The 21042-nt window shown below is 50.7% G+C and carries 16 protein-coding genes and 1 pseudogene; 14 read left to right on the forward strand and 3 right to left on the reverse strand.

The window, feature by feature from the left end; genetic code table 11:
• Positions 1 to 11: 11 nt before the first annotated feature.
• Complete coding sequence (locus tag ACYVFD_RS03455) at positions 12 to 1058, reverse strand: Gfo/Idh/MocA family protein (protein WP_461088358.1); 1047 nt, start codon at positions 1056 to 1058, stop codon at positions 12 to 14.
• Positions 1059 to 1295: 237 nt separating this feature from the next.
• On the opposite strand from ACYVFD_RS03455, the gene ACYVFD_RS03460 reads away from it, so the two are divergent.
• The 10 genes and pseudogenes from ACYVFD_RS03460 to ACYVFD_RS03505 all read left to right on the forward strand — a co-directional run bounded on the left by ACYVFD_RS03460 (position 1296) and on the right by ACYVFD_RS03505 (position 11185).
• A complete protein-coding gene (locus tag ACYVFD_RS03460) occupies positions 1296 to 2324 on the forward strand; it encodes a GntR family transcriptional regulator (protein ID WP_461088359.1) in 1029 nt (342 codons plus the stop codon).
• A gap of 3 nt (positions 2325 to 2327) precedes the next feature.
• Entirely contained in the window at positions 2328 to 3146 is an 819-nt protein-coding gene (locus tag ACYVFD_RS03465; protein ID WP_461088360.1) for a sugar phosphate isomerase/epimerase family protein, read from the forward strand.
• A gap of 33 nt (positions 3147 to 3179) precedes the next feature.
• Entirely contained in the window at positions 3180 to 4013 is an 834-nt protein-coding gene (locus ACYVFD_RS03470; RefSeq protein ID WP_461088361.1) for a phosphogluconate dehydrogenase C-terminal domain-containing protein, read from the forward strand.
• Positions 4014 to 4066: 53 nt separating this feature from the next.
• The gene (locus ACYVFD_RS03475; RefSeq protein WP_461088362.1) at positions 4067 to 5455 is read left to right on the forward strand and encodes a glycoside hydrolase family 140 protein; all 1389 of its coding nucleotides are present in this window, start codon (positions 4067 to 4069) and stop codon (positions 5453 to 5455) included.
• Positions 5456 to 5496: 41 nt separating this feature from the next.
• Entirely contained in the window at positions 5497 to 6435 is a 939-nt protein-coding gene (locus tag ACYVFD_RS03480; protein WP_461088363.1) for an ABC transporter permease, read from the forward strand.
• 2 nt (positions 6436 to 6437) lie between these two features.
• Entirely contained in the window at positions 6438 to 7448 is a 1011-nt protein-coding gene (locus ACYVFD_RS03485; protein ID WP_461088364.1) for a substrate-binding domain-containing protein, read from the forward strand.
• 262 nt (positions 7449 to 7710) lie between these two features.
• Positions 7711 to 8166 carry a response regulator gene (locus ACYVFD_RS03490; RefSeq protein WP_461088365.1) on the forward strand — a complete coding sequence of 152 codons (456 nt, stop codon included), beginning with the start codon at positions 7711 to 7713 and terminating at the stop codon, positions 8164 to 8166.
• 208 nt (positions 8167 to 8374) lie between these two features.
• Complete coding sequence (locus ACYVFD_RS03495) at positions 8375 to 8833, forward strand: YsnF/AvaK domain-containing protein (protein ID WP_461088366.1); 459 nt, start codon at positions 8375 to 8377, stop codon at positions 8831 to 8833.
• A 57-nt stretch (positions 8834 to 8890) separates the two neighbouring features.
• A complete protein-coding gene (locus ACYVFD_RS03500; RefSeq protein WP_461088367.1) occupies positions 8891 to 9775 on the forward strand; it encodes a YsnF/AvaK domain-containing protein in 885 nt (294 codons plus the stop codon).
• Positions 9776 to 10156: 381 nt separating this feature from the next.
• Positions 10157 to 11185: pseudogene (locus ACYVFD_RS03505) on the forward strand (YihY/virulence factor BrkB family protein).
• A 292-nt stretch (positions 11186 to 11477) separates the two neighbouring features.
• Here ACYVFD_RS03505 and nhaA read toward each other — a convergent pair.
• Positions 11478 to 12641, reverse strand: coding sequence for a Na+/H+ antiporter NhaA (gene nhaA, locus ACYVFD_RS03510; RefSeq protein ID WP_461088368.1), 1164 nt, complete (start codon positions 12639 to 12641; stop codon positions 11478 to 11480).
• A gap of 121 nt (positions 12642 to 12762) precedes the next feature.
• Positions 12763 to 13821, reverse strand: coding sequence for a flavin monoamine oxidase family protein (locus ACYVFD_RS03515; RefSeq protein WP_461088369.1), 1059 nt, complete (start codon positions 13819 to 13821; stop codon positions 12763 to 12765).
• 224 nt (positions 13822 to 14045) lie between these two features.
• On the opposite strand from ACYVFD_RS03515, the gene ACYVFD_RS03520 reads away from it, so the two are divergent.
• From ACYVFD_RS03520 to ACYVFD_RS03535, 4 genes are all read left to right on the forward strand, one after another.
• Positions 14046 to 14933 carry a helix-turn-helix domain-containing protein gene (locus ACYVFD_RS03520; protein ID WP_461088370.1) on the forward strand — a complete coding sequence of 296 codons (888 nt, stop codon included), beginning with the start codon at positions 14046 to 14048 and terminating at the stop codon, positions 14931 to 14933.
• Positions 14934 to 15210: 277 nt separating this feature from the next.
• Positions 15211 to 15873, forward strand: a complete 663-nt coding sequence (locus ACYVFD_RS03525; protein ID WP_461088371.1) for a VOC family protein — start codon at positions 15211 to 15213, stop codon at positions 15871 to 15873.
• 401 nt (positions 15874 to 16274) lie between these two features.
• Positions 16275 to 19058 carry a PAS domain S-box protein gene (locus tag ACYVFD_RS03530; protein ID WP_461088372.1) on the forward strand — a complete coding sequence of 928 codons (2784 nt, stop codon included), beginning with the start codon at positions 16275 to 16277 and terminating at the stop codon, positions 19056 to 19058.
• Positions 19059 to 19603: 545 nt separating this feature from the next.
• Positions 19604 to 21004, forward strand: coding sequence for a Gfo/Idh/MocA family protein (locus tag ACYVFD_RS03535; RefSeq protein ID WP_461088373.1), 1401 nt, complete (start codon positions 19604 to 19606; stop codon positions 21002 to 21004).
• Positions 21005 to 21042 lie beyond the last annotated feature (38 nt).

Below are 21042 nucleotides of genomic sequence, written 5' to 3' on the forward strand. Positions count from 1 at the left end.
ACACGGGTGAATCAATTCGTCAGGTTAATCACTTCATTTTGCCGGGCCGAATCATAGGCGGCATAAACCAGTCGGATCGTTTCGAAATTATCGGAACCTGTAGTTTCGGCAGGACCAGCCGGGGACCGGTTTTGCTGCTGTAAATCAGCGAGTAAGTTCTGATTGCAGGCAACGATGGATGCATGAACGAGCGCATACGCCGGATCGGCCCAGGTATAGTTTGGGGGCGTCGCTATGGTGGTAGTCGTTCCGGCAGCGGTTGTCGTTTTTAGCACATAGTCGTTGGTCAGTACTAGCGAACCGGCTGATCCTTCAATGCTGACGAGCGTTTGCGGAAACGCTTCTTTTTCCAGAATAGAGGCATACGACATCTCCACGTAGCAGCTCAGACCGCTTTTCATACGGAGCAATACGTTGGCGACATCTTCTCCGTTTATGCGGGGATTTATGCGCGCCGTCTGGCAATAAATCGACTGTGCTTCACCGAACAGAAATCGAGTAATGTCCAGAATATGAGACCCAATATCGGTTAGAATAAACTGCTCCAACTCGGCCAGAAAGGGTTGATTATCAAAAACCGGAAAAGCTGAGCAGAAGCTAACCCGTGCTTTAAACGGCGTGCCAATCACACCCGACGCAAGGGCTGCCTTGATGGCTCGAATAGGGGTTTGCCAGCGAAAATTTTCATGGATGTATAGCCGGGTACCCGCTTTTTGGCAAATGTCCAGCATCTGTCTGGCCTCATGGAGACTGGCTCCCATTGGTTTCTGGCAGATCACATCCAGCCCCCGTTCGGCAGCTTTGCTGGTGAAATGCAGATGCGTATCCACATCCGTGATAATATCCACAAAGTCGAGTTCGTGTGCATGATTGTCCAGCAGTTCATCAATCGAATCATACACATTCGGTACATTGAACTGCCGGGCAAATGCATCGGCCTTGGCTCTGGTACGGTTATAGAGCGCAATCAGTTCAACTCCGCCAACGGTGAACCAGGCAGGAATCTGGTAATTAGCCCAGAATCCCGTTCCGATTACGGCAAATTTTAACGACTTCATTTCGTGTAAAGTTTTTCTGCGTGGTACTAGTTGTCGAGCTGCGAGCTGTAACACCCACTGATGGTGAATGGCTCATCAACAAATATTTTTACTTTTTAGACGATTTTGTTTGACTATTTCAAAAAGGCAGTACATTTGTCTTACTGTACTCTACTCTACTGTACTGGCTAAGTTCTGAAGCAAATGTAGCTTCTTTTGTCTTATTCACAAGAAAATCTAAAAAAAGTAATAGGGCGTATGCAGGATAGCCTAGTCGATCCGCCAAATGTGGCCCAGCCAAATGCAGCTCAGCCAAAATATCAGCAGTTAATTGAAACTGTTCTGGTGGGTATTGAGCAGGGAACGCTCACACTGGGTCAGCAACTGCCCTCCATCAATGAATGGGCCAGTAACCAGGGCGTAGCGAAAGTGACGGTAGCCAAAGCTTATGAAGAGCTTCGGCAACGGGGCGTCGTGCGGTCGCAGCATGGCAAAGGCTTTTACGTAGCCAGCACCAACGTCCGCGCATCGCTGAATGTGCTCATGATTTTCGATACACTCAACGCCTACAAGGAAGTGCTGTACGATGAATTGAAAGCCGCCTTACCGGCCGATGCCAGCCTAAGTGTATTCTTTCATCACTACAATCCCAGCGTGTTTGAATCGCTGATCCGGAACAACCTTGGCCGATACAACGCTTACGTACTCATGCCCCATTTCGATAGCGATGTTACGGATACCGTAGCGTTGATTCCGGTCGATAAACTGTTGCTGCTGGACCAGCTACTGCCCAGCTTGCCAGGCGATTATTCAGCGGTGTATCAGGATTTTGAACAGGATATTTACCAGGCGCTGACTGCCGCATCTGACCGGTTGAAACAATACAACAGCCTGACCCTGGTGCAGTCGAAAGACCGGTTTCAATATATTCCGGCGGCTACGCTGGCGGGGTTCCGGCAATTTGGGCGGGATCATAACTTCCCTTGCCAGGTTGTCGACTCCTATTCGGATGCATTGGTACAGGCGGGCGAGGCCTTTCTGCTCTTCGCCGACCGGGATCTGGTCTCCTTCCTGAAACAGGTTGATCATCTGGGTCTTAGGCTTGGCCAGGAAGTGGGACTGCTGTCGTATGACGATACGCCCATGAAAGAAATTCTGGCTGGGGGTATAAGCGTTATCTCGACCGATTTTGCGCAGATGGGAAAAACAGCAGGCCGATTGCTGACCAGCCGCCAGCGGGAGAAAATTGCCAACCCCGGCGGATTAATCCAGCGAAACTCCCTGTAAACCATGCAACTTGGAATCGGGACATATACGTATGGCTGGGCGGTAGGCATGCCCGGCAACAGACCAGATCGAGTCCTGGACGAGCTGGGCCTGTTGAACCGCGCAGCCGCGTTGGGGCTCAGACTGGTGCAGATTGGCGACAATTTGCCACTGCATACGCTGTCCATGGAACAAGTACGTGTCTTTAAGCAACAAGCCCAGCAACAGGACATCCGGCTCGAAGTTGGCGCACGCGGGTTAACAGAAGCCAATCTTGACCAATATATCAACCTGACCGTAGATCTGGAAAGCCGATTGCTCCGCTTCGTCATTGATTCGTCTGCTTACGAGCCAACGCTCGATACGGTCATTGGTATCCTGAAAAACGCGCTGCCCAGCCTGAAGAAGGCGAAAATTACACTGGGTCTGGAAAATCACGATCGCTTGCTGGCCCGCGAGTTTGCCCATATTGTTGAGCAGGTTGGGAGCGAACAGCTTGGTATCTGCCTGGATTCTGTCAACTCGATGGGCGCGGGCGAAGGCCTGGCCGAGGTCGTACACACATTGGCGCCGTATACGGTCAATCTGCACCTGAAGGATTTTGGTATTCGGCGGTTACCCCATTTGATGGGCTTCCAGATTGATGGGCGGCCCGCCGGAAAGGGCCTGTTAAACATACCATGGCTGGTGGAGCAGGTAGCCACGTACAACCGCTGTCAGACCGCCATTTTAGAGCAATGGGTAGTGCCTGAGTCAAGCCTGCCAGTCAGTATCGACAAAGAGGAAAGATGGGCAGTTGACAGCATAAACTACCTCATAAACAGCAACTTATTTACTAGATAAAAGTACTCTTTACTTTTCAACGGATACAAAACAATGACTAAACTAGCTTTGGTTGGCGCGGGTGGCAAGATGGGCTGCCGACTAACCGATAACTTTTTAAAACTGGCTACGTACACGGTTTCCTACCTGGAAATAGCGCCACAGGGCATTGAAAACCTTCGGCAGCGGGGCGTATCCGTTAGTGAACAAAGTGCCGCCATCGCCGATGCAGATGTGGTTATTCTGGCTTTGCCGGATGTGGCCATTGGCAAACTTTCAGAGCAGATTATTCCGCAAATGAAACCGGGTGCGCTTGTGCTGACACTGGACCCGGCGGCCCCACTGGATGGCGTAATTGCCCACCGCGACGACCTGGGTTATGTGATCGCACACCCCTGCCACCCGACGGTGTTCAACTGGGAGCCAACTGAGGCTGCTTTTCGGGATTTCTACGGCGGTATCTCCGCGAAACAATCCATTGTGGTTGCGCTCATGCACGGCACAGAAGCACACTATGCGCTGGGCGAACAGGTCGCGCAGGACATGTATGGGCCCATTAAGGATACCCATCGAATTACGCTGGAACAAATGGCCATTCTGGAACCGGCTATGGTGGAAACACTCGCCCAGACCTGCATGGAAGTGGTGAAAGAAGGCTTCGACCGGATTGTAACCCTCGGCGTTCCTGAAGCGGCCGCCCGCGACTTTGTGCTGGGTCATCTCCGTATTCAGATTGCGGTACTGTTCAGGGAGGTCAACGGGACGTTTTCCGATGCAGCGTATAAAATCTCGAAACGTGCCAAACCCATTCTGTTTCGCGAAGGCTGGGAACGCATTTTTGAAATTGACGACATCCGCGAGCAGGTCAGGGATATTACAGCCCGCTAGGGTTAAACCAACTTACCGGGATTTACCGGCCTAATCTCTTTCATTCCTAAACCATGAAAAAGTCTATTTTTCTACTCTTGTTTGCCGCTATTCAGGGGCTGGTACTGGCGCAGAAGCCCTTTACTGGCGGACGGTTAAAGGTGTCTGACAACAAACGCTACCTGGTTCATCAGAACGGCACTCCTTTTTTCTGGATGGGCGATACGGCCTGGGAGCTCTTTCACCGACTAAACCGCGAAGAAGCGGATCAGTATCTCAAACACCGCGCCGAACAGGGTTTTACGGTAATTCAGGCGGTGGCGCTGGCCGAATTCGATGGGCTCAAAGAGCAAAACCCCTACGGTGAAGTACCCCTTGTTAACAATGATCCGACCAAACCCAACGAAGCCTATTTCAAACACGTCGATTACATCATCGACAAAGCGGCCGAGTATGGTCTGGTGATCGCGTTTTTGCCAACCTGGGGCGATAAGGTCTTCAAGGATAGATGGGGCAACGGCCCGGAGATTTTCAACCCCACGAATGCGGGGACGTATGGCCAATACCTGGGAAATCGGTACAAAAACCGCGAAAATATCGTCTGGGTGCTAGGTGGTGACCGGCAGCCCCGCGCGGGGTCATCGGATGTAGACACCTGGCGGGCAATGGCCGCTGGTATTCAACAGGGTATTGGCGGTGCTGCAAAGCCACTCATAACCTATCATCCACAGCCCAACGGCCTGGAGGGAGGGGCAGCAAAATGGTTTCAAAAAGATGACTGGTTCAGTTTTAACATGCACCAGAACGGCCACTGCCGTAATACAGCTATGTATGACAACATCACCGTATCTTACAACCTCCAGCCCACCAAGCCCACGATGGATGCCGAACCGATCTACGAAGATCATCCGGTTTGTTTCAACGTTAAAGATCTGGGAACCTCCAATGCCTATGACGTGCGTTTATACGCCTATCTGGATCTGTTTGCGGGGGCACATGGCCACACCTACGGATGCCACGACATCTGGCAAATGTATAGTGCTAAACGGCCAGCCGTCAATGGACCGCACCTCTACTGGCAGGAAGCCATGGACCTGCCCGGTGCCAATCAGATGAAACATGTTCGAAAGTTAATGACGGCCCGTCCACTGCTTGACCGCGTACCCGACCAATCGCTCATTGTCGAAAACAACCTGAGCCCGGCAGAACGTATTCAGGCCACGCGGGGCACCGACTACGCCTTTGTGTATTCTGCCGCTGGCAAGCCTTTTACGGTCAACCCCGCAAAGATTTCCGGCAGCAGCATTACCGCCACCTGGTTCGATCCACGCACGGGAAAAACGCAGTCGGCGGGTACGTTCGATAATCAGAAGCCGCTTCAGTTCAAACCACCCACGCACGGGTACGGCCAGGATTGGGTGCTGGTACTGGACGATGCGGCCAAAAATCACGCTGCTCTGTAACTAAGTTGAGCGTTTGCTGACCAACATGTATAGCTAACCAGATGCGCATACTTCTTCAGGAACGAATCTATTCGCTGACACTAACAATTTTGCTGGTGGGCATTGGCGCGACCATAGCTTTTCCGCAGACGTTTCCAACAATGGGCAACTGGAGCCAGCTCTTGCTGAACCTGAGTACCGATACTATTGTGGCCATCGGCATGATGCTGCTTTTAGTATCCGGGGCTTTTGATTTATCGGTTGGCTCGGTCGTTGCGTTTGCGGGTGGCGTGGCGGCTTATAGTATAATGTCGCTGAACCTGCCCATCCCTCTGGCACTACTCGTAGCGCTGGCCAGCGCCGGACTGATCGGGCTCTCGAATGGCTATCTGATTGCCTATCAGGGTATAAATCCGATGATTCAGACCCTGGCCACCATGGGAATCGTTCGGGGGGGAGCGCTGCTAATGGGCGGCTCCGGCATTCAGAATCTGCCCTACTGGTTCAACGCCATCAGTCAATCCCGCCTGCTGGGAGTACAGATGCCCGTCTGGTACATGCTGTTGCTTGTGGGTACGTTTGCTTTCCTGATGAACAAAACGGTATTTTTTCGGCGCTATTACTACATTGGTGGCAACGAACGGGCCGCCGAACTGTCGGGAATCCGCGTTAAAAAGATGAAGCTCTGGGGTTTTGTCATGACCTCTTTACTAGCCGGAGCAGCCGGTATTTTGCTGGCTTCCCGGCTTGGTACAGCCTTGCCTACCGCAGGTCGTGGCCTGGAGCTCAGAGTGATTACAGCCGTCATTCTGGGGGGCGCCAGTTTATCGGGTGGACACGGCAAGATCCCTGGTGCGCTGCTCGGTGCCGTATTCATGGGGCTGGTCAGCAATGTCATGGTACTCGCCCGGGTGTCGGGCTACTGGCAGGAAATTATTCTCGGCCTAATTTTAATGGCCGCCGTCTGGACCGATAAAGCCCTGCAAAAACGGGTAGCTTAACCATGAAAAAACTACTGCTATTCAGTTTGTTAGGGGTTGTGTCCTGCGAACTTCCTCCCCGTCAGAATTCGACCGCCGACATGGCGAACTCCGTTGCCGAAGCAGCCCCAACAGGTACTACGGAAGAGTACGTCATGGTGACAACCGCCGTGTCGATGCCCATGTACGTTAACCACGATCAGGCTACGTTCCTGCGGTGGGGCCGCGAACACAAGGTGAAAGTATCCATTCTGGGCCCTGCCGATTGGGACGTTCCGGCGCAGATCAACACCATTGAGGAGGTAATTGGCACCCGTCCGGCCGGGCTACTCATCAACGGTACCGATCCGGCTATTGGACCGGCACTTAACAAGGCGGTGGCGGCTGGCATACCAACGGTCGTGTATGATTCGGATATACCGAATTCAAAACGCCATGCCTTTCTGGGCACCGACTGGTATGAGATCGGTAAGATGCAGGGTAACGAGATGGTACGTTTACTGGGCGGCAAAGGGAAGATCGCGTACATGGGTATTCTGGGCCTCACCAATATGGAAGCGGGATTTCGCGGGTTGCTGGATGTGGTGAAGAACTACCCTGGTATCGAAATAATCGGAAAATTTGATGATAAAGCCAACGTGGAAGATGCTGCCCGAATCACATCCGACCTCCTGGCGGCTCACCCCGACCTGGCTGGTCTATGCGGATTCGACTCCAATTCGGGGCCGGGCATGGGATTGGCAGTGAAAGAAGCCGGGCGCGTTGGACAGGTAAAAATCACTACGGTCGACTGGGAGCCGGAGCACCTTCAACTAGTTCGTGAAGGGGTTATCCAGATGCTTGCCGGTCAAAAAAGGGAATTATTTACCTGGTACGGTGCGCAGTTCCTGTACGACATGGTTCATCAGACGAACCGGCTTTCGGCACATGATGAACAGGCTGGCATCACCAATATTCCTACCGCGGTGAATACGGGTTTACTGCGTATCACGAAAGAAAACGTGGATGAATTTATCAGCCGTTCGGCCAACTAGTTTTTCTTACTTCCCAGGACCAACGCAGTCAGCACGAATGAAGGATTTTCAACCCATGATTTTCTGCTAACTGGGGTAGTAAGTCTATTTTCCCTTTCCAAGGGCTTCTAAACAGCGTATCGGCGTATCCTTACCCCGCTTCCAGTAGTACAGACGACAACCTAATTACCGCTTTCTCACTTTGGTCCCGTTTTTCGCCTGAATCAACCTATTCACGAGTTAACCAGGTTATTAACTAAACTTGCCTTCGTGCGGATTGACTATGGTTCACGAGTCCGATTGGATGTTGATTGTGGTTGATCAGATGGACCTTTGGCTCATTTTACAGGCGCGGTTAAAGCAGGTGTTTACCCAACTGTCCGTTATCTGCAGTCCCAACGGTCCGGCAGCGCTTGATTACCTACAGGCTTGCCTGGCCCACCGCCAGCGGCTGCCCCGGTTGATTTTAACCGATCTGTATCTGCCCCAGCGGGTGGCTGGGTTGGAATTGTTGGGTGCGTTAAAAGCGACCTCCCTGTATGGCCAGCCCCCTGTCATTGTCATGAGTTCGTCAATGGAACCTAAGAACCGTCAGGCGGTTAACCAGTTGGGTGCTAGCTATCTGGACAGGCCCGTCAGTACCGAGGAGTGGGCTGATTTTTTATTTACGTTGCAGTATTACTGGCTCAAAAGCGACGTCCGTAAAGACGTTGACTCAGAAAGAGCCATATGGGACTAACAACCGGGTTAGAACCAGCCTGAGCCCTGCCTATCAGGATTCCCTGGCTCCGCTCTAGTCGCTTTTCAAACCGCCACACTGGCAGGCAGGATTCAGAAAGACCAACGAGGATTTAGCTTGAATAATATAAAAAATATAGAACAAATAGGTTAATATGTTCTTTATAACAGAAACGCTGCCCAACTCAGCCTGCTTTTGTCAATCGGAAATGAATGATCAACCAGACTCCCTTCAAAGCCCAATCTCTGAATCACCGCAGACAGGAACTGCTTCGTTGCACCAGACGTCACCCATCACTATTCCAGTAATAGAAGAACAGATACTACTGGAAAAGCAGGTGATTGAGACGGGAACGGTTCGCATTCAGAAACAGGTCACTGAAGAGGCTCAGGCAGTTGACATTTCCGTTTTTCAGGAGGAAGTAACGGTTAACCACGTGGCGGTGTATCAGTATGTGGATTCGCCACCCCCGGTTCGCTACGAGGGAGAGACGATGATTATCCCAGTCCTTCGGGAGGTACTGGTCACCGAAAAACGTCTTTTACTTGTGGAGGAAGTTCATGTCACTAAGCGCCACATTACTCGTCAGGAAACCCAGGAGGAAATTCTGCGAAAAGAAGAAATAACCGTGGAGCGCAGCGGTCCCAATCCTGAACGTTCGGCTTGAGATACTAGCCTTCGTTATAGATTAATTCATTTTTACTCAACAAAACCAGTACAGATCATGGTTCTTACAGTCATCGGAATTTTCGACGAGTCCAGCGAAGCACAACAGGCGGTTGACACTTTGGTAAAAGAAGGGTTCAGCCAGAATAACATTGACCTTTCCGCCGGCCGAAGCCTGGATACTATGACCACGTCCAGTACGCGCAGTGATAGCGATGAGGATACGAAAGACACCGGCATTGGCGGCTTTTTCAGTTCGCTGTTTGGGGGCGACGATGAGGACGATACGCGCCGGTATTCCTCGGTTGCTGAGCGCGGTTCGGTCGTTACGGTGCACGCGACCTCAGAAGACGAGGCCGAAAGAGCCGCTGATATTCTAGACGAGGCCGGGGCGGTGGATGTGGATGAACGAGCTGCCCAATACGGCTACGGCAGTACAGCCGATTCTGTAGATACCATTAGTGGCAGTGGGACTGCGCTTGTCGATACCACTCCCGAGTTGGGTACAAATCGTGATCAGACGATCAACGTGATCAACGAAGAGTTGGCGGTGGGTAAACGGGAAGTGGAAACCGGTGGTGTACGGGTACGTAGCCGCATTGTGGAACGGCCGGTGGAGGAAAGCATTCGATTGAGGGAAGAGCGGGTTATCGTCCAGCGCAACCCCGTCAACCGCCCAGCCACGGCGGCTGATCTGAATGCCTTCCAGGAAGGAGAGATATCCATAACGGAACACGCCGAAGTACCGGTTGTCTCCAAGACGGCGAATGTGGTGGAAGAAATATCGGTCGGTAAAGATGTTACCGAACGCGAGGAAGTGATTCACGACACGGTTCGGAACACCGAAGTGGATGTCGAGAATTTGGGAACAACGGAACAGACCGTTCGTCCGGCTGGCACATCCCTGACTGATGACGATACGGTCACCTATTCGACTAAATAGGCGAGCTCATGCAAGAACCAAAGTTAACTCTGCTACTAAAAGAAGGCCGCCCATGGGTCGACCCGTTGGTAACAGAGTTAACTTTCTTGTTGCCAGGCTAATATAGCGACAATCCTGCTTAGTCAACTACGAACGGTATTTATCCCGTTGATCCTCCCGGAACAAGCCTACGTGCTTAGCGAACGGACTATTTTGCCTGGGAAACCTAAACCATGAGCTCCTTAAAGAAACCTAATGATGATCTTATCCAGGATTGAGCTGTAAAGTCTGGCCACTAGAAGGTTGTTAGCCACTGCTGATTAGCGGTTTTATTTTTTTACAGTTGCTGTAAACACCAGAGTTGCTGAATTGGGTTTATCTCATTCTTAACCGCCTACACATATGAGTAATCTTATAACCCGTTTTTATGCTCATCTTTTTGCCGATTCCATCCCCCCGGCGACTCCCCCGACCAAGCCACCCAAAGGCTTCCTGGCCAATGCCTGGGTGGTGCTACGGGACGCCTTCAATGGATTTCTCGACGATCGCTGTCTGAAGTTGAGTGCCTCTCTGGCCTACTACACCATCTTTTCGCTAGCACCCTTGCTGGTGCTGATGATTGCACTGGCCGGTATTTTTCTGGGCGAAGAGGCCATCTAGGGCCAACTCTTTGGTCAGATAAACGGATTGGTCGGTAACCAGGCGGCCAAGCAAATTCAGGAGATGATTAAGAGCGTGGGGCTGGCGGGGAAAACCAACACGGCTTTAGCAATCGGTATTATTACCTTATTAATTGGTGCCACCAGCCTCTTCGTTGAAATTCAGGATTCGGTCAATCTGATCTGGCGGGTGAAAGCTAAACCCAAACAGGGTTGGCTCAAACTGCTCAAAGATCGGCTCCTATCGTCTTCGTTAGTAGTTAGTTTAGGCTTTTTGTTACTGGTGTCACTGATTATTAATGGCATCGTCGTTGCCCTGAGCGATGGGTTAACCCGTTTTCTGCCCGGCCTGGGTGTTTACCTGATCACCGCCCTGAATTTTGCCATTAGCACTGCCGTTGTCACGGTCCTGTTCGGGGTTATTTTTAAAGTGTTGCCCGATGCCAAGATTGCCTGGAAAGATGTCCGCCTGGGCGCTTTCTTTACGGCCATCTTATTTATGCTGGGCCAGTTTCTGATCGGGTTGTATATTGACAAGACTGCTACCGAATCAACCTACGGAGCTGCTGGTTCGCTGATTGTGATTCTAACATGGATCTACTACACGGCCGCTATTTTGTATTTTGGGGCCGAGTTCACCCTTGCCTACGCCAACCAGTTCGGAATTAAGATTGAACCGGCAGATAACGCGGTCTATGTCGAACAAACCGAACGGGAACGACCGGTCGGCGCCATTCCTACCAATCAGAAAGTAGAGCAGGCCAAACAATAAGGCAGTGCTACTGAATAATCGCCATGAGTGGCTTTTTGCGTTCATCGCTAAACCCAGGAGTGAGTAGACTTGCTAAGAAAACATTGTTAAACATACTGTCTAGTAACGAGTCGTAAGTCGACTTCATGCCGAATCACTTAGACTTCCTAAAGCTAAGCTTAAAGAGTGGGGTTAATTCGAATAAGGTATATGAGTTGACAAAACCTCAAAGAACGCTCGCACCTGAGTCGATCGAACGTTTATGGGTCAGCTTCCTAATTAGGGCGTTTCGCAATATGGGAAATGCTAATAGCTATGTCCGGGAAAAACTACGTAGCGTAAAATACCCTATAGTGCCCGCCAGAACAGAGCCAGTCAGGATGGCAAACTTACTTTGAGACAGTGTATCCAACTGATCAAAGGAGAGATTGGCCACAAAAACTGAAATAGTAAACCCGATGCCTCCTAAAATTCCAATGCCGATAATGTGTTTCCATTGAGCACCAGCGGGAAGCGAGGATACCCCCATTTTTACCGATAGAAACGAAAATAGGAAAATGCCTAGCGGTTTGCCAATCAAAAGGCCAAGTAGAATGCCTAATCCCAGAGGTGTTGTCAGTCCCTCTGCCATGCCGGCCTCAAACCGAATGTTGGTATTGGAAAAAGCGAAAAGCGGCATGATTAAAAAATTCACAGGACGAGCTAAGGCGTGTTCCAGGCTTTCAAGAGGTGAATACCGTTTGATTTGGTTGGCTGGAATGGTGAGTGCAGTCAATACGCCTGCAATCGTGGCATGGATGCCGGAGTGATGGATACAATACCACATCACTAAACCAGGTATCAGGTAGAATGCAAGATTTCGAATTCCGGCCCGATTAAAGGCAAGCAGCAGGCATACAATCCCGATAGTGTAGAGCAGGTAAACAGCCTGCAGGCTGGTCGAGTAAAAAACAGCGATGACAATGATAGCCGATAAGTCATCCACGATAGCCAGAGCGGATAAAAACACCTTCAGGGAAGTTGGGACTTTGTCGCCGAGCAAAATGACAATAGCCAAAGCAAAGGCAATATCAGTTGCCATTGGAATGCCCCACCCGTTGGCAGTGGATGTTCCCTGATTGATGAAGGCATATACAAGAGCCGGAACGATGACACCACCAAAAGCGGCAACGATAGGCAAAGCCGCTTTTTTGATCGATGCTAATTCACCGTTGAGTGCTTCACGCTTAATTTCAAGGCCAACGAGCAGAAAGAAGATGGCCATTAACCCGTCATTGATCCATGATAAAAGGGAATAACGCAGGTGGATAACATCTGAGCTGAAGCCTATCTCGTTAGCTAATAGAAAATCGAAGTTCTGTCCTGCTGAGGAGTTGGCAAGCAGTAGGGAAGCGGCAACGCAAATCAGTAAAAGGATACCAGGAAATGAAGTAGATTTGAGGAAGTACTTGACAATACCCAGCGACTGATTTTGCATGAAGAATCGCATTGATGCAGCCCAAAGATCGGCATAGAGCTTTATATGTAAGCGAAAAGACTAATTAGAATATCCTTAGAATCTTCGCGAAAAAGGCTCCTGATCCCAAATATGAACCTGTCTAACCGGCGAAACGCTCGGCAACCGACTGGGCAGCCATCACCGCTCCTTCCATGTAGCCTGCAAATGCGGATGCGGTTTCGGTACCACAAAAATGCAGGTGGCCATCCATATAGGCCGTTTGCAGGGCGGGGTGGCCATTATGCTGATGGGGTCTCAAAATAACCGGATTTCCAGCCAGGACATACTCGTCATTCCACACTTTATCGACATACGCACTGGGTTGGGCAGCCTGGGGACCGAACAGCTCACGTAACTGGTTCAGGACAAATTCCTGCCGTGTCTCATGGCTGAAGGAGGCAGCGCCGGGGTTCAAAAAGCCCGTGAAGCCGAAACGATTCTCTTCTCTGTTGGTGTGGTCATACATTTCCGTTACTAACCCAGCATGACTGTAGAGCATACCCGAATAACCCGCTTGTCGCCAAAACGGCTCCTCGTATTCCAGTACGAATTTGAGCGAACCGGCCATCCAGGTTTGCACCGTCGGCAGCAACCCGGCGATTGCATCGGGTAATGCTGGGGAAAACTGAATACGGCTGGCAGCAAGTTGCGGGGGCATACAGCAAATGACCTGGTGAGCTTTCAGGATGGTTCCATCAGCAAGCTCGACGCTTAACTGACCTTCCGCTTGCCGAATGGCCCCGACAGGTGCATTTAATCGGATCGATTGAGCCGGTAGCGATTGGGCCAGTCGGTCGATGAGTCGTTGCGTACCACCAGCTAATCGATAGGACGGATTGTCGGCCGCCGGGACAAAAAAGGACTGGGGCGGTTCGAATGATTTGGTTTGAAACAGGCTGATGCCGCCGGAGAATTGCGGGTATTTTGGGAGGCCTAATTCGGTAAGCAACTCTAATAAGTGGGTATGCATGTCAGAAAACCAGGTCGCTCCTAATTCCAATGGCGTGCCCAGGGGGCCGGTTATCGTTTGAATTCGCCCGCCCAGCCGGTCAGAAGCTTCCAGAATGGTCGTGGCAACCCCCTTTTTTGCCAGTAAATAGGCCAGGGTAAGCCCACTTAATCCGCCCCCAATAATAATGATGTTGCTGGTTGATTTCATGGCGCAAAATTCCGGCTTAACTGCGGATTGTTCATTGGCAAAGCCCGAATTTTTCTGGTAGTTTTTTACATTTGGAAACCGGGAGTTACCCGTATCATCCGTTACGTTCCGGAATCATGAGTTTTCGTAATTGACAAATTGCCCTTCCTATTGTCGATAGAGTGCTCGATAGTGAACTGGCTAACTGGCGTGCCTAGTCGCTGGCTAAGCCGAAATGATCATCAATGATGACAACAGATATCCAGACAATTCATGAATACCACTTGAACAAAAACGAGCCCGACAAGGCCCAGTTTGTGCTCTATACGTTGAGCGATTACCTCAAAAAGAATCAAGCCAATACGACCCGTCCCCATATCCACAGTTACTACCAGATCATCTGGTTTCAGGAAGGTATGGGAAGCCATATAGTCGATTTCAATACGTATGCCGTGCGGCCAGACAGTATCTTCTTTGTGACTAAAAACCAGGTTCATTATTTTGACAGCAACACCGATTATAGGGGGTATATGCTCCACTTCAATGAATCATTTTTGATCCACAATGACAGTGAGGTTGAATTTTTTCTTAAATCCAATTTTTTCAATAACCCCTACCAATCCCCCGTCTGCTATATTGACCAGGCCATCCATCAAAAGCTGGCAACTTACCTGACGCAATTACAAGCCGAATTGGCAGACCCTTCTCCACTGGGCAAAGAAGAACTCCTGCGCAGCTATCTGAAAGCCTTTCTGATCCAGCTACAACGTTTTAAAAACAACCAGGAAGTGCCTCTTTTCGTCGCCGACGAGAAACGACTACAACTGTTACGCTATATCAACCTGGTCGATGAACAGTACAAAAATGGACTTTCGATTGGCGACTATGCGAACCTGATGCATCTGTCATCACGGACACTTTCAGAAATTACGGGGCAATTGTTAAATAAGACCCCTTCCCAGATCATTCAGGAGCGCATCATCCTGGAAGCGCAGCGGCTGCTACTGCACTCCGAGCTTAATATCAATCAGATCGGGTATCGGCTAGGGTTTAATGACCCGTCTTACTTCGTTAAATACTTCAAAAAAAATGCCGGCGTTTCCCCATCGGAGTTTCGTAAGGCCATCTCCTGAAACTACCATCCTTTTTCGGGTCTGTCCATTTCCCGAATAATGATCGCTTCGGAATTTTGCCTCGTACGTTAAAAACCCGTTGACGATGGCAAGTGCGTATTTAGAAATTGCTTTACAAATCGACGAGGCCGGCCGAGCGAAGGCTGCCGTAGTCTACACCCAATTCAACGTGCCGCTTCTAAAGACCATTCCGGGCGCACTTTCCAGGGAACTGTGAGTTCATACCGAAGACGTACTGGTCCTGTACAGGGACTCCATATAATCTCCAATAGACACGATGAACAGACAGGAAAGCATCCAAACAACATTTGACCATCTGATTTTTGCTTCGTACTACCTTGAAGACGGTGTTGACTTCATTTTTGAGCAACTGGGCGTTCGACCCCAGAAAGGTGGCCAGCACCTGACTATGGGCACGCACAACGCTGTTCTTAAGCTGGCGGATACCACGTATCTGGAAGTCATTGCCATTGATCCGGACCTGCCCAAGCCATCCAGGCCCCGCTGGTTTGGGATGGACAACCTGCAACCGGGCAGCCCGCCCCAATTGTTGACCTGGGTGGTTAGGACCACCGACATTCAGCGAGCCGTACGTCGTTCTACCTGGCAGCATGGCCGAATTGAATCGCTGCAACGTGGTATTTATCACTGGCAGATTGCGATTGCCGAAGATGGTCAACTGCCTCTGCAAGGCATTGCGCCGACCATCATCCAATGGTCGAGTGAAGCCCACCCGGCGCAAGGTTTACCTGCTTCGGATGTAATACTGACGGCAATAGAAATCCTACATCACAAGGCAGCTGAATTAAAGGATTGGTTAACCGAAATAGGCTACGACGGCTCTTTCACCGCCAACCCCATAAGCACGGAGGAAGATTGCCGGTTGAAAGTAACACTGGCGTCAGCCAATGGACCCGTAACCTTTGAGTCAGTTGTTTAACACCAGCAAGGATAACCTCCTGTAGGCTGCCAGGTGAAGATTGTCAATACGTCTATTCAACATTCAGGGATATCAGACGGGAGCGACTCTCATTCCAAAATGCCATGCCTAACAAGGCGAAGCTGTTTACCATGTCATTTAAAACACGCTCATGTAAAGGTGGATTTGATGACTGCAATAAATAGCCATGAGTTGTTCTTATTTCCAAATGAGTTGTAGTAATGGAGTATAAAGCTGATAGCGGTAGTCAGGAACAGAAGCCTAAAAGAACCAGCATCGCTTCATTCATCCGAGCCAGCAGATGAATTGGCCCGCTAAAACGAATTGATTAGTTCGTCTATAGACAACTAGTTAATTTAGGGATTCTTTCTACTACTGTAGTCTGTTTACCTGATGCGTCCATGACCGGTGATCAACCCCTTTTTGAGTCCACTGAAAAACTAAATCAGCGACTCGATATTGATTTTGCCCTCCAGGCAGCTGGACTGGGCGTTTGGGAAATGGACCCGGCTACCCGGCTAGTCGTCTGGGACGACCGTTGCCGGGAGCTATTCGGATTGGCCAGGCATAACTACCTCTCCTATGAACAGGCCATTCAATACATTCATGGTGAGGATGTAAATCGGGTCAGCGAAGCTGTGCAATGGGCGATGAGCCCTGGGTCGAATGGGCTCTTTGATGAAACCTACCGCACCATCGGTGCCGATGACGGGCAGTTGCGTTGGGTTCGCTTTTATGGACGAAGTTACTTCTCAGAGGCCGGTGCACTTTACCGCTTTGCCGGGGTGGCTCAAGAGGTAACTCAGCAGGTTCTCACTCAACAGCGGGAAGCGTCTACCCGCCAGGAGGCCCAACGCCAGCAACGGATCTACGAAGCCATTGCCAGCAGTACCCCTGATCTGATGTATGTCTTTGATCTGAACTACCGGTTTATATACGCCAATCAGGCCCTGTTGACCATGTGGGGCAGCACTTGGGAAAAAGCCATCGGCAAAGGTCTGTTGGAAAATGGCTATGAGCCCTGGCATGCCCAACTGCACGAACGGGAAATTGACCAGGTAGTAGCCACTAAGCAAGCCATTCGGGGCCAGGTGGCGTTTCCGCATGCCCAACTGGGAAAACGAATCTACGACTATGTCTTTGCCCCGGTTCTGAATGAACAGGGCGAGGTAGAGGCCGTTGCTGGTACAACCCGTGACATTACCGAGAGTAAACAGGCTGAACAAACACTACGGGAGTCAGAAAAAAATTATCGCATGCTGTTTGAGGCCATGCAAGATGGCTACACCGTCTGTGAAGCCATTCGCGATGCGGACGGGCAACTGATTAACTACCGCTTCCGGCAAGTCAATCCTGCTTTTAGTAAATTAACGGGGCTTGATCCGGCTCAAACACTGGGCAAGACCGTCCGGGAGGTTCTCCCGGGCCTGGACCCAAAGTGGTTTGCCTTTTACCAGCAAGTCCTGGATACCCGTCAGCCAAGTCGGGTGGAGGACTATATACAACCCCTCAATGAATGGTACGCCCTGACGGCTTTTTGGTTTGCCGATGACCAGTTTGCTGTGCTGTTTGAGCGAATCACGGAACGCAAACGGGCCCAGGCGGCCCTTCAGCTCAGTGAAGAGCGGTTTCGTTCCTTTGTAATGGCCAGTTCGGATGTGGTGTATACGATGAGCGCAGACTGGCGGCAAATGAACCAGCTGGTGGGTAAGACCTTTTTAGCCGATACGGGTGAACCTAGTCGGGACTGGCTCTTGACATACATCCCGATTGAGGATCAACAGTCGGTCGAAGCGGCCATTGACGAAGCTATTGCCCATAAACGGGTGTTCGAGTTGGAACATCAGGTCATCCAGGCTGATGGTCAGTTGGGCTGGACCTTCTCAAGGGCGGTGCCCATCCGGGATGAGCAGGGGCAGATTCTGGAATGGTTTGGCACGGCCAGCGATGTAACCGAGCAAAAACGAGCCGAAGAAGCTCTGAAGGAAAGCGAAGAACGATTCCGCCTGCTGGCTGATGCCTTACCGCTGGCCATCTGGGTGACCGATTCTGCCGGTAAGGCCGAGTTCATGAACAAGTGGTGGGCCGTCTATAGTGGCATCTCGTTTGAGCCCATTACGGCTTGGCAGGTAGCGATGGATAGCTTACATCCTGAGGATGGCCCCCGGCTGGTGGCTACGTTTCAGCAGGCCATGCGGCAGGGCAAGGGATTTCAAATCGAACAGCGGAACCGGTCAGCTTCGGGGGAGTACCGATGGTTTCTGAATGTGGGTGAACCCTACTATGACCTCCAAACCGGTCAAATTACCAAATGGGTTGGCATGGGTGTCGATATTGATGACCGGAAACGGGCTCAGCAGGCCTTAGCCGAAAGTGAGAGCCGCTACCGAGCTTTAGCCGGTGAGTTGGAATTGCGCGTGGGGGAACGAACCCAGGCGCTGCAACAAGCCAATCAGGATCTGACCCGCTCGAATGCCAATTTGCAGCAGTTTGCCTACGTGGCCAGTCATGATCTACAGGAACCCCTGCGTAAAATCCAATCCTTTAGCAGTTTACTGGCTCAACAGTATGGCCATCAGTTGGATGAGAAGGCACTAAACTACCTGGATCGCATCGGTTCGGCGGGTAGTCGCATGTCGACGCTGATCAAAGATTTGCTGGCTTACTCGCGCATCTCGACCCGGCAGCAAACGTTCGGTCCGGTATCGCTGGAGGCTATTGTAGCTGGAGTGGTGACCACGTTGGACTGGGCGATTAGTCAATCGGGGGCTCAGCTTACGCTGGATGCTTTGCCGGTGGTCAACGGCGATGAGTCCCAACTAAGCCAGTTATTTCAGAACCTGTTATCGAATGCGCTCAAGTTTGTCTCGACCGGCCAAAGCCCCCAGATCCATATTGCGTATGTTCATCTAAAAGAGAGTGACTTGCCAACTGATGTACAGCCGGTTGTAAAGACTCCGTTTTATCACCAGATCAGCGTGATCGATCAGGGGATCGGGTTTGATGAAAAGTTTGGTCATCGAATCTTTCAGGTGTTTCAGCGGCTGCATGGCAAAAGCGAGTATGCAGGCACTGGGGTAGGGTTAGCGATCTGTCAGCGGGTGGTAGAAAATCATGGGGGTGCTATCCGGGCTAGTAGTCAAGTAGGTCAGGGTGCCTGCTTTGAGGTGTACCTGCCCGCCTAACTGGGAGAAGACGACTTGTATTGTCCAGGCAGTGATTGGAGAAAGAATGTGATTCAAGCCGGATTATCTTCAACGAAATTATTATAAGCTACTTGTCGCAGCAAACGCTCTCAAATGAGACGAAGTCGATTTTTCTGCCCTAATGGGGCGTTTACTAAGCTAGTTAATCTTAACGTAACGCGGTTCCTGGGAGCGCCGAACTGCAGGACCACCTTTATTTGAACAACTATGCTTCGTAATTATCCAAAGATCGCATTTCGTAATCTGGCTAAGAATCGAGCTTACTCGCACAAAAGCACTCCTTTTCAGCTATGGATGGTCATATTATACCTGGCTGTACGCAGTTTAGTATAGCTACTAGGGCGAAACCGTGACCGCAAGTTGAACGCGACTCCGGGACGAACCGTGATTTCGGGGCGGTACAGACGTACTTTTTAGGGCGTTCAGGGTATCATCAACGTATACCTATGTAGTATCAAAAGCCTAAAAATTGCTTTTGTCAACTACTGGATTAACTAATCTTGACTACTTAAATTTCGTTACTCATGAAAAATGACAACCTGGCCTCAAGACGGCGCTTTCTGCAACAGATTGGTGCAACTAGCCTGGTAGCCGCGTCTTCGCCGTTATCCTCGCTGGCGGCTGGGGCTAAGGCCGAAGAACGCATCCTGCACTACGAAAAACCCATCTCGCCGAACGATAAAATCCGATTGGGGGTGATTGGCTACGGTGTTCAGGGCCATTTCGATTTGGGTTCAGCCCTAAAAGTACCCGGTGTTGAACTGGCCGGAATCTGCGATCTGTACACGGGTCGCTTGGAAAATGCGAAAGAGCAATTTGGCAATGAGCTTTACACGACCCGTAATTACAAAGAGCTACTGGACCGTCCGGATATTGACGCCGTCATTATTGCGACGCATGACGTTTGGCACGCCCGCATCGCTCAGGATGCACTAGCCAAAGGCAAACACGTGTACTGCGAAAAGCCGATGGTTTATAAAATCAGCGAAGGGTACCCCGTAATGGCAGCTGCCAAAAAAGCGGGGAAGGTTTTCCAGGTGGGTAGTCAGCGAGTCAGTAGCATCGGTTATGCCAAAGCCAAAGAGCTGCTGGCGGCCGGTGAAATTGGCAAACTCAACATGGTCAATGCCGTTTATGATCGGCAAAGCTCTATCGGGGCCTGGGAATACACGATTCCCGACGATGCAGATGCCATGACAACCGACTGGGACCGGTTCATTGAAGTGACGGCCAAAATGCCCTTCGATGCTAAGAAATTTTTCTGGTGGCGGGCCTTCAAGGAAGTCGGGACAGGCGTAGCGGGCGATTTGTTTATTCACCTTCTAAGCGGTACCCACTTTATCACCGGCTCCAAAGGACCCAACAGTATTTACAGCACGGGGCAGTTCAGCTACTGGAAAGATGGGCGGAATATGCCCGATGTGATGTCGGGGGTCATGCAATATCCTGATAGTCCTGAACACGCTGCCTTTCAGTTGACCTTACAGGTGAATTTCATCAGTGGCACGGGCGGACAGGAGGTGATTCGGTTGGTTGGTTCGGAAGGGGTCATTGATGTGATGGGTAATAACCTCAGCATTAAACACAGCATTCTGCCCCAGGCTCCTGGATTTGGTGGCTATGATTCGCTGTTCACCTTCTCGAAAAGTATGCAAACGCAAATGCAGCAGGCGTATGATGCCAAATGGACGACTGAGCAGCGAAAGCGGCCTATTAAAATGGATGTTACCTTTAGAGCGCCAGAAGGGTACAGTGACCATGTCGATCATTTCACCAACTTCTTTGACGCGATTCGGCTGAATAAACCGGTGGTGGAAGATGCCCAGTTTGGCTTTCGGGCAGCGGCTCCCGCACTGGCCTGTAATGAAAGTTATTTCAGCAAACAGATCGTTCATTGGGACCCAGCTACCATGAAACTGACGTAAGTCCGTGATACCTTTATCAATAGGAGTATAGGTTGTCG

It is taken from the genome of Spirosoma gilvum (assembly GCF_054776815.1).

What these genes read in the sequence shown, in the direction of transcription:
- ACYVFD_RS03455 (WP_461088358.1), bottom strand. Translation starts at nt 1,058, where the DNA reads ATGAAGTCGTTAAAATTTGCCGTAATCGGAACGGGATTCTGGGCTAAT.
- ACYVFD_RS03460 (WP_461088359.1), top strand. Translation starts at nt 1,296, where the DNA reads ATGCAGGATAGCCTAGTCGATCCGCCAAATGTGGCCCAGCCAAATGCA.
- ACYVFD_RS03465 (WP_461088360.1), top strand. Translation starts at nt 2,328, where the DNA reads ATGCAACTTGGAATCGGGACATATACGTATGGCTGGGCGGTAGGCATG.
- ACYVFD_RS03470 (WP_461088361.1), top strand. Translation starts at nt 3,180, where the DNA reads ATGACTAAACTAGCTTTGGTTGGCGCGGGTGGCAAGATGGGCTGCCGA.
- ACYVFD_RS03475 (WP_461088362.1), top strand. Translation starts at nt 4,067, where the DNA reads ATGAAAAAGTCTATTTTTCTACTCTTGTTTGCCGCTATTCAGGGGCTG.
- ACYVFD_RS03480 (WP_461088363.1), top strand. Translation starts at nt 5,497, where the DNA reads ATGCGCATACTTCTTCAGGAACGAATCTATTCGCTGACACTAACAATT.
- ACYVFD_RS03485 (WP_461088364.1), top strand. Translation starts at nt 6,438, where the DNA reads ATGAAAAAACTACTGCTATTCAGTTTGTTAGGGGTTGTGTCCTGCGAA.
- ACYVFD_RS03490 (WP_461088365.1), top strand. Translation starts at nt 7,711, where the DNA reads ATGGTTCACGAGTCCGATTGGATGTTGATTGTGGTTGATCAGATGGAC.
- ACYVFD_RS03495 (WP_461088366.1), top strand. Translation starts at nt 8,375, where the DNA reads ATGAATGATCAACCAGACTCCCTTCAAAGCCCAATCTCTGAATCACCG.
- ACYVFD_RS03500 (WP_461088367.1), top strand. Translation starts at nt 8,891, where the DNA reads ATGGTTCTTACAGTCATCGGAATTTTCGACGAGTCCAGCGAAGCACAA.
- nhaA (WP_461088368.1), bottom strand. Translation starts at nt 12,641, where the DNA reads ATGCAAAATCAGTCGCTGGGTATTGTCAAGTACTTCCTCAAATCTACT.
- ACYVFD_RS03515 (WP_461088369.1), bottom strand. Translation starts at nt 13,821, where the DNA reads ATGAAATCAACCAGCAACATCATTATTATTGGGGGCGGATTAAGTGGG.
- ACYVFD_RS03520 (WP_461088370.1), top strand. Translation starts at nt 14,046, where the DNA reads ATGATGACAACAGATATCCAGACAATTCATGAATACCACTTGAACAAA.
- ACYVFD_RS03525 (WP_461088371.1), top strand. Translation starts at nt 15,211, where the DNA reads ATGAACAGACAGGAAAGCATCCAAACAACATTTGACCATCTGATTTTT.
- ACYVFD_RS03530 (WP_461088372.1), top strand. Translation starts at nt 16,275, where the DNA reads ATGACCGGTGATCAACCCCTTTTTGAGTCCACTGAAAAACTAAATCAG.
- ACYVFD_RS03535 (WP_461088373.1), top strand. Translation starts at nt 19,604, where the DNA reads ATGAAAAATGACAACCTGGCCTCAAGACGGCGCTTTCTGCAACAGATT.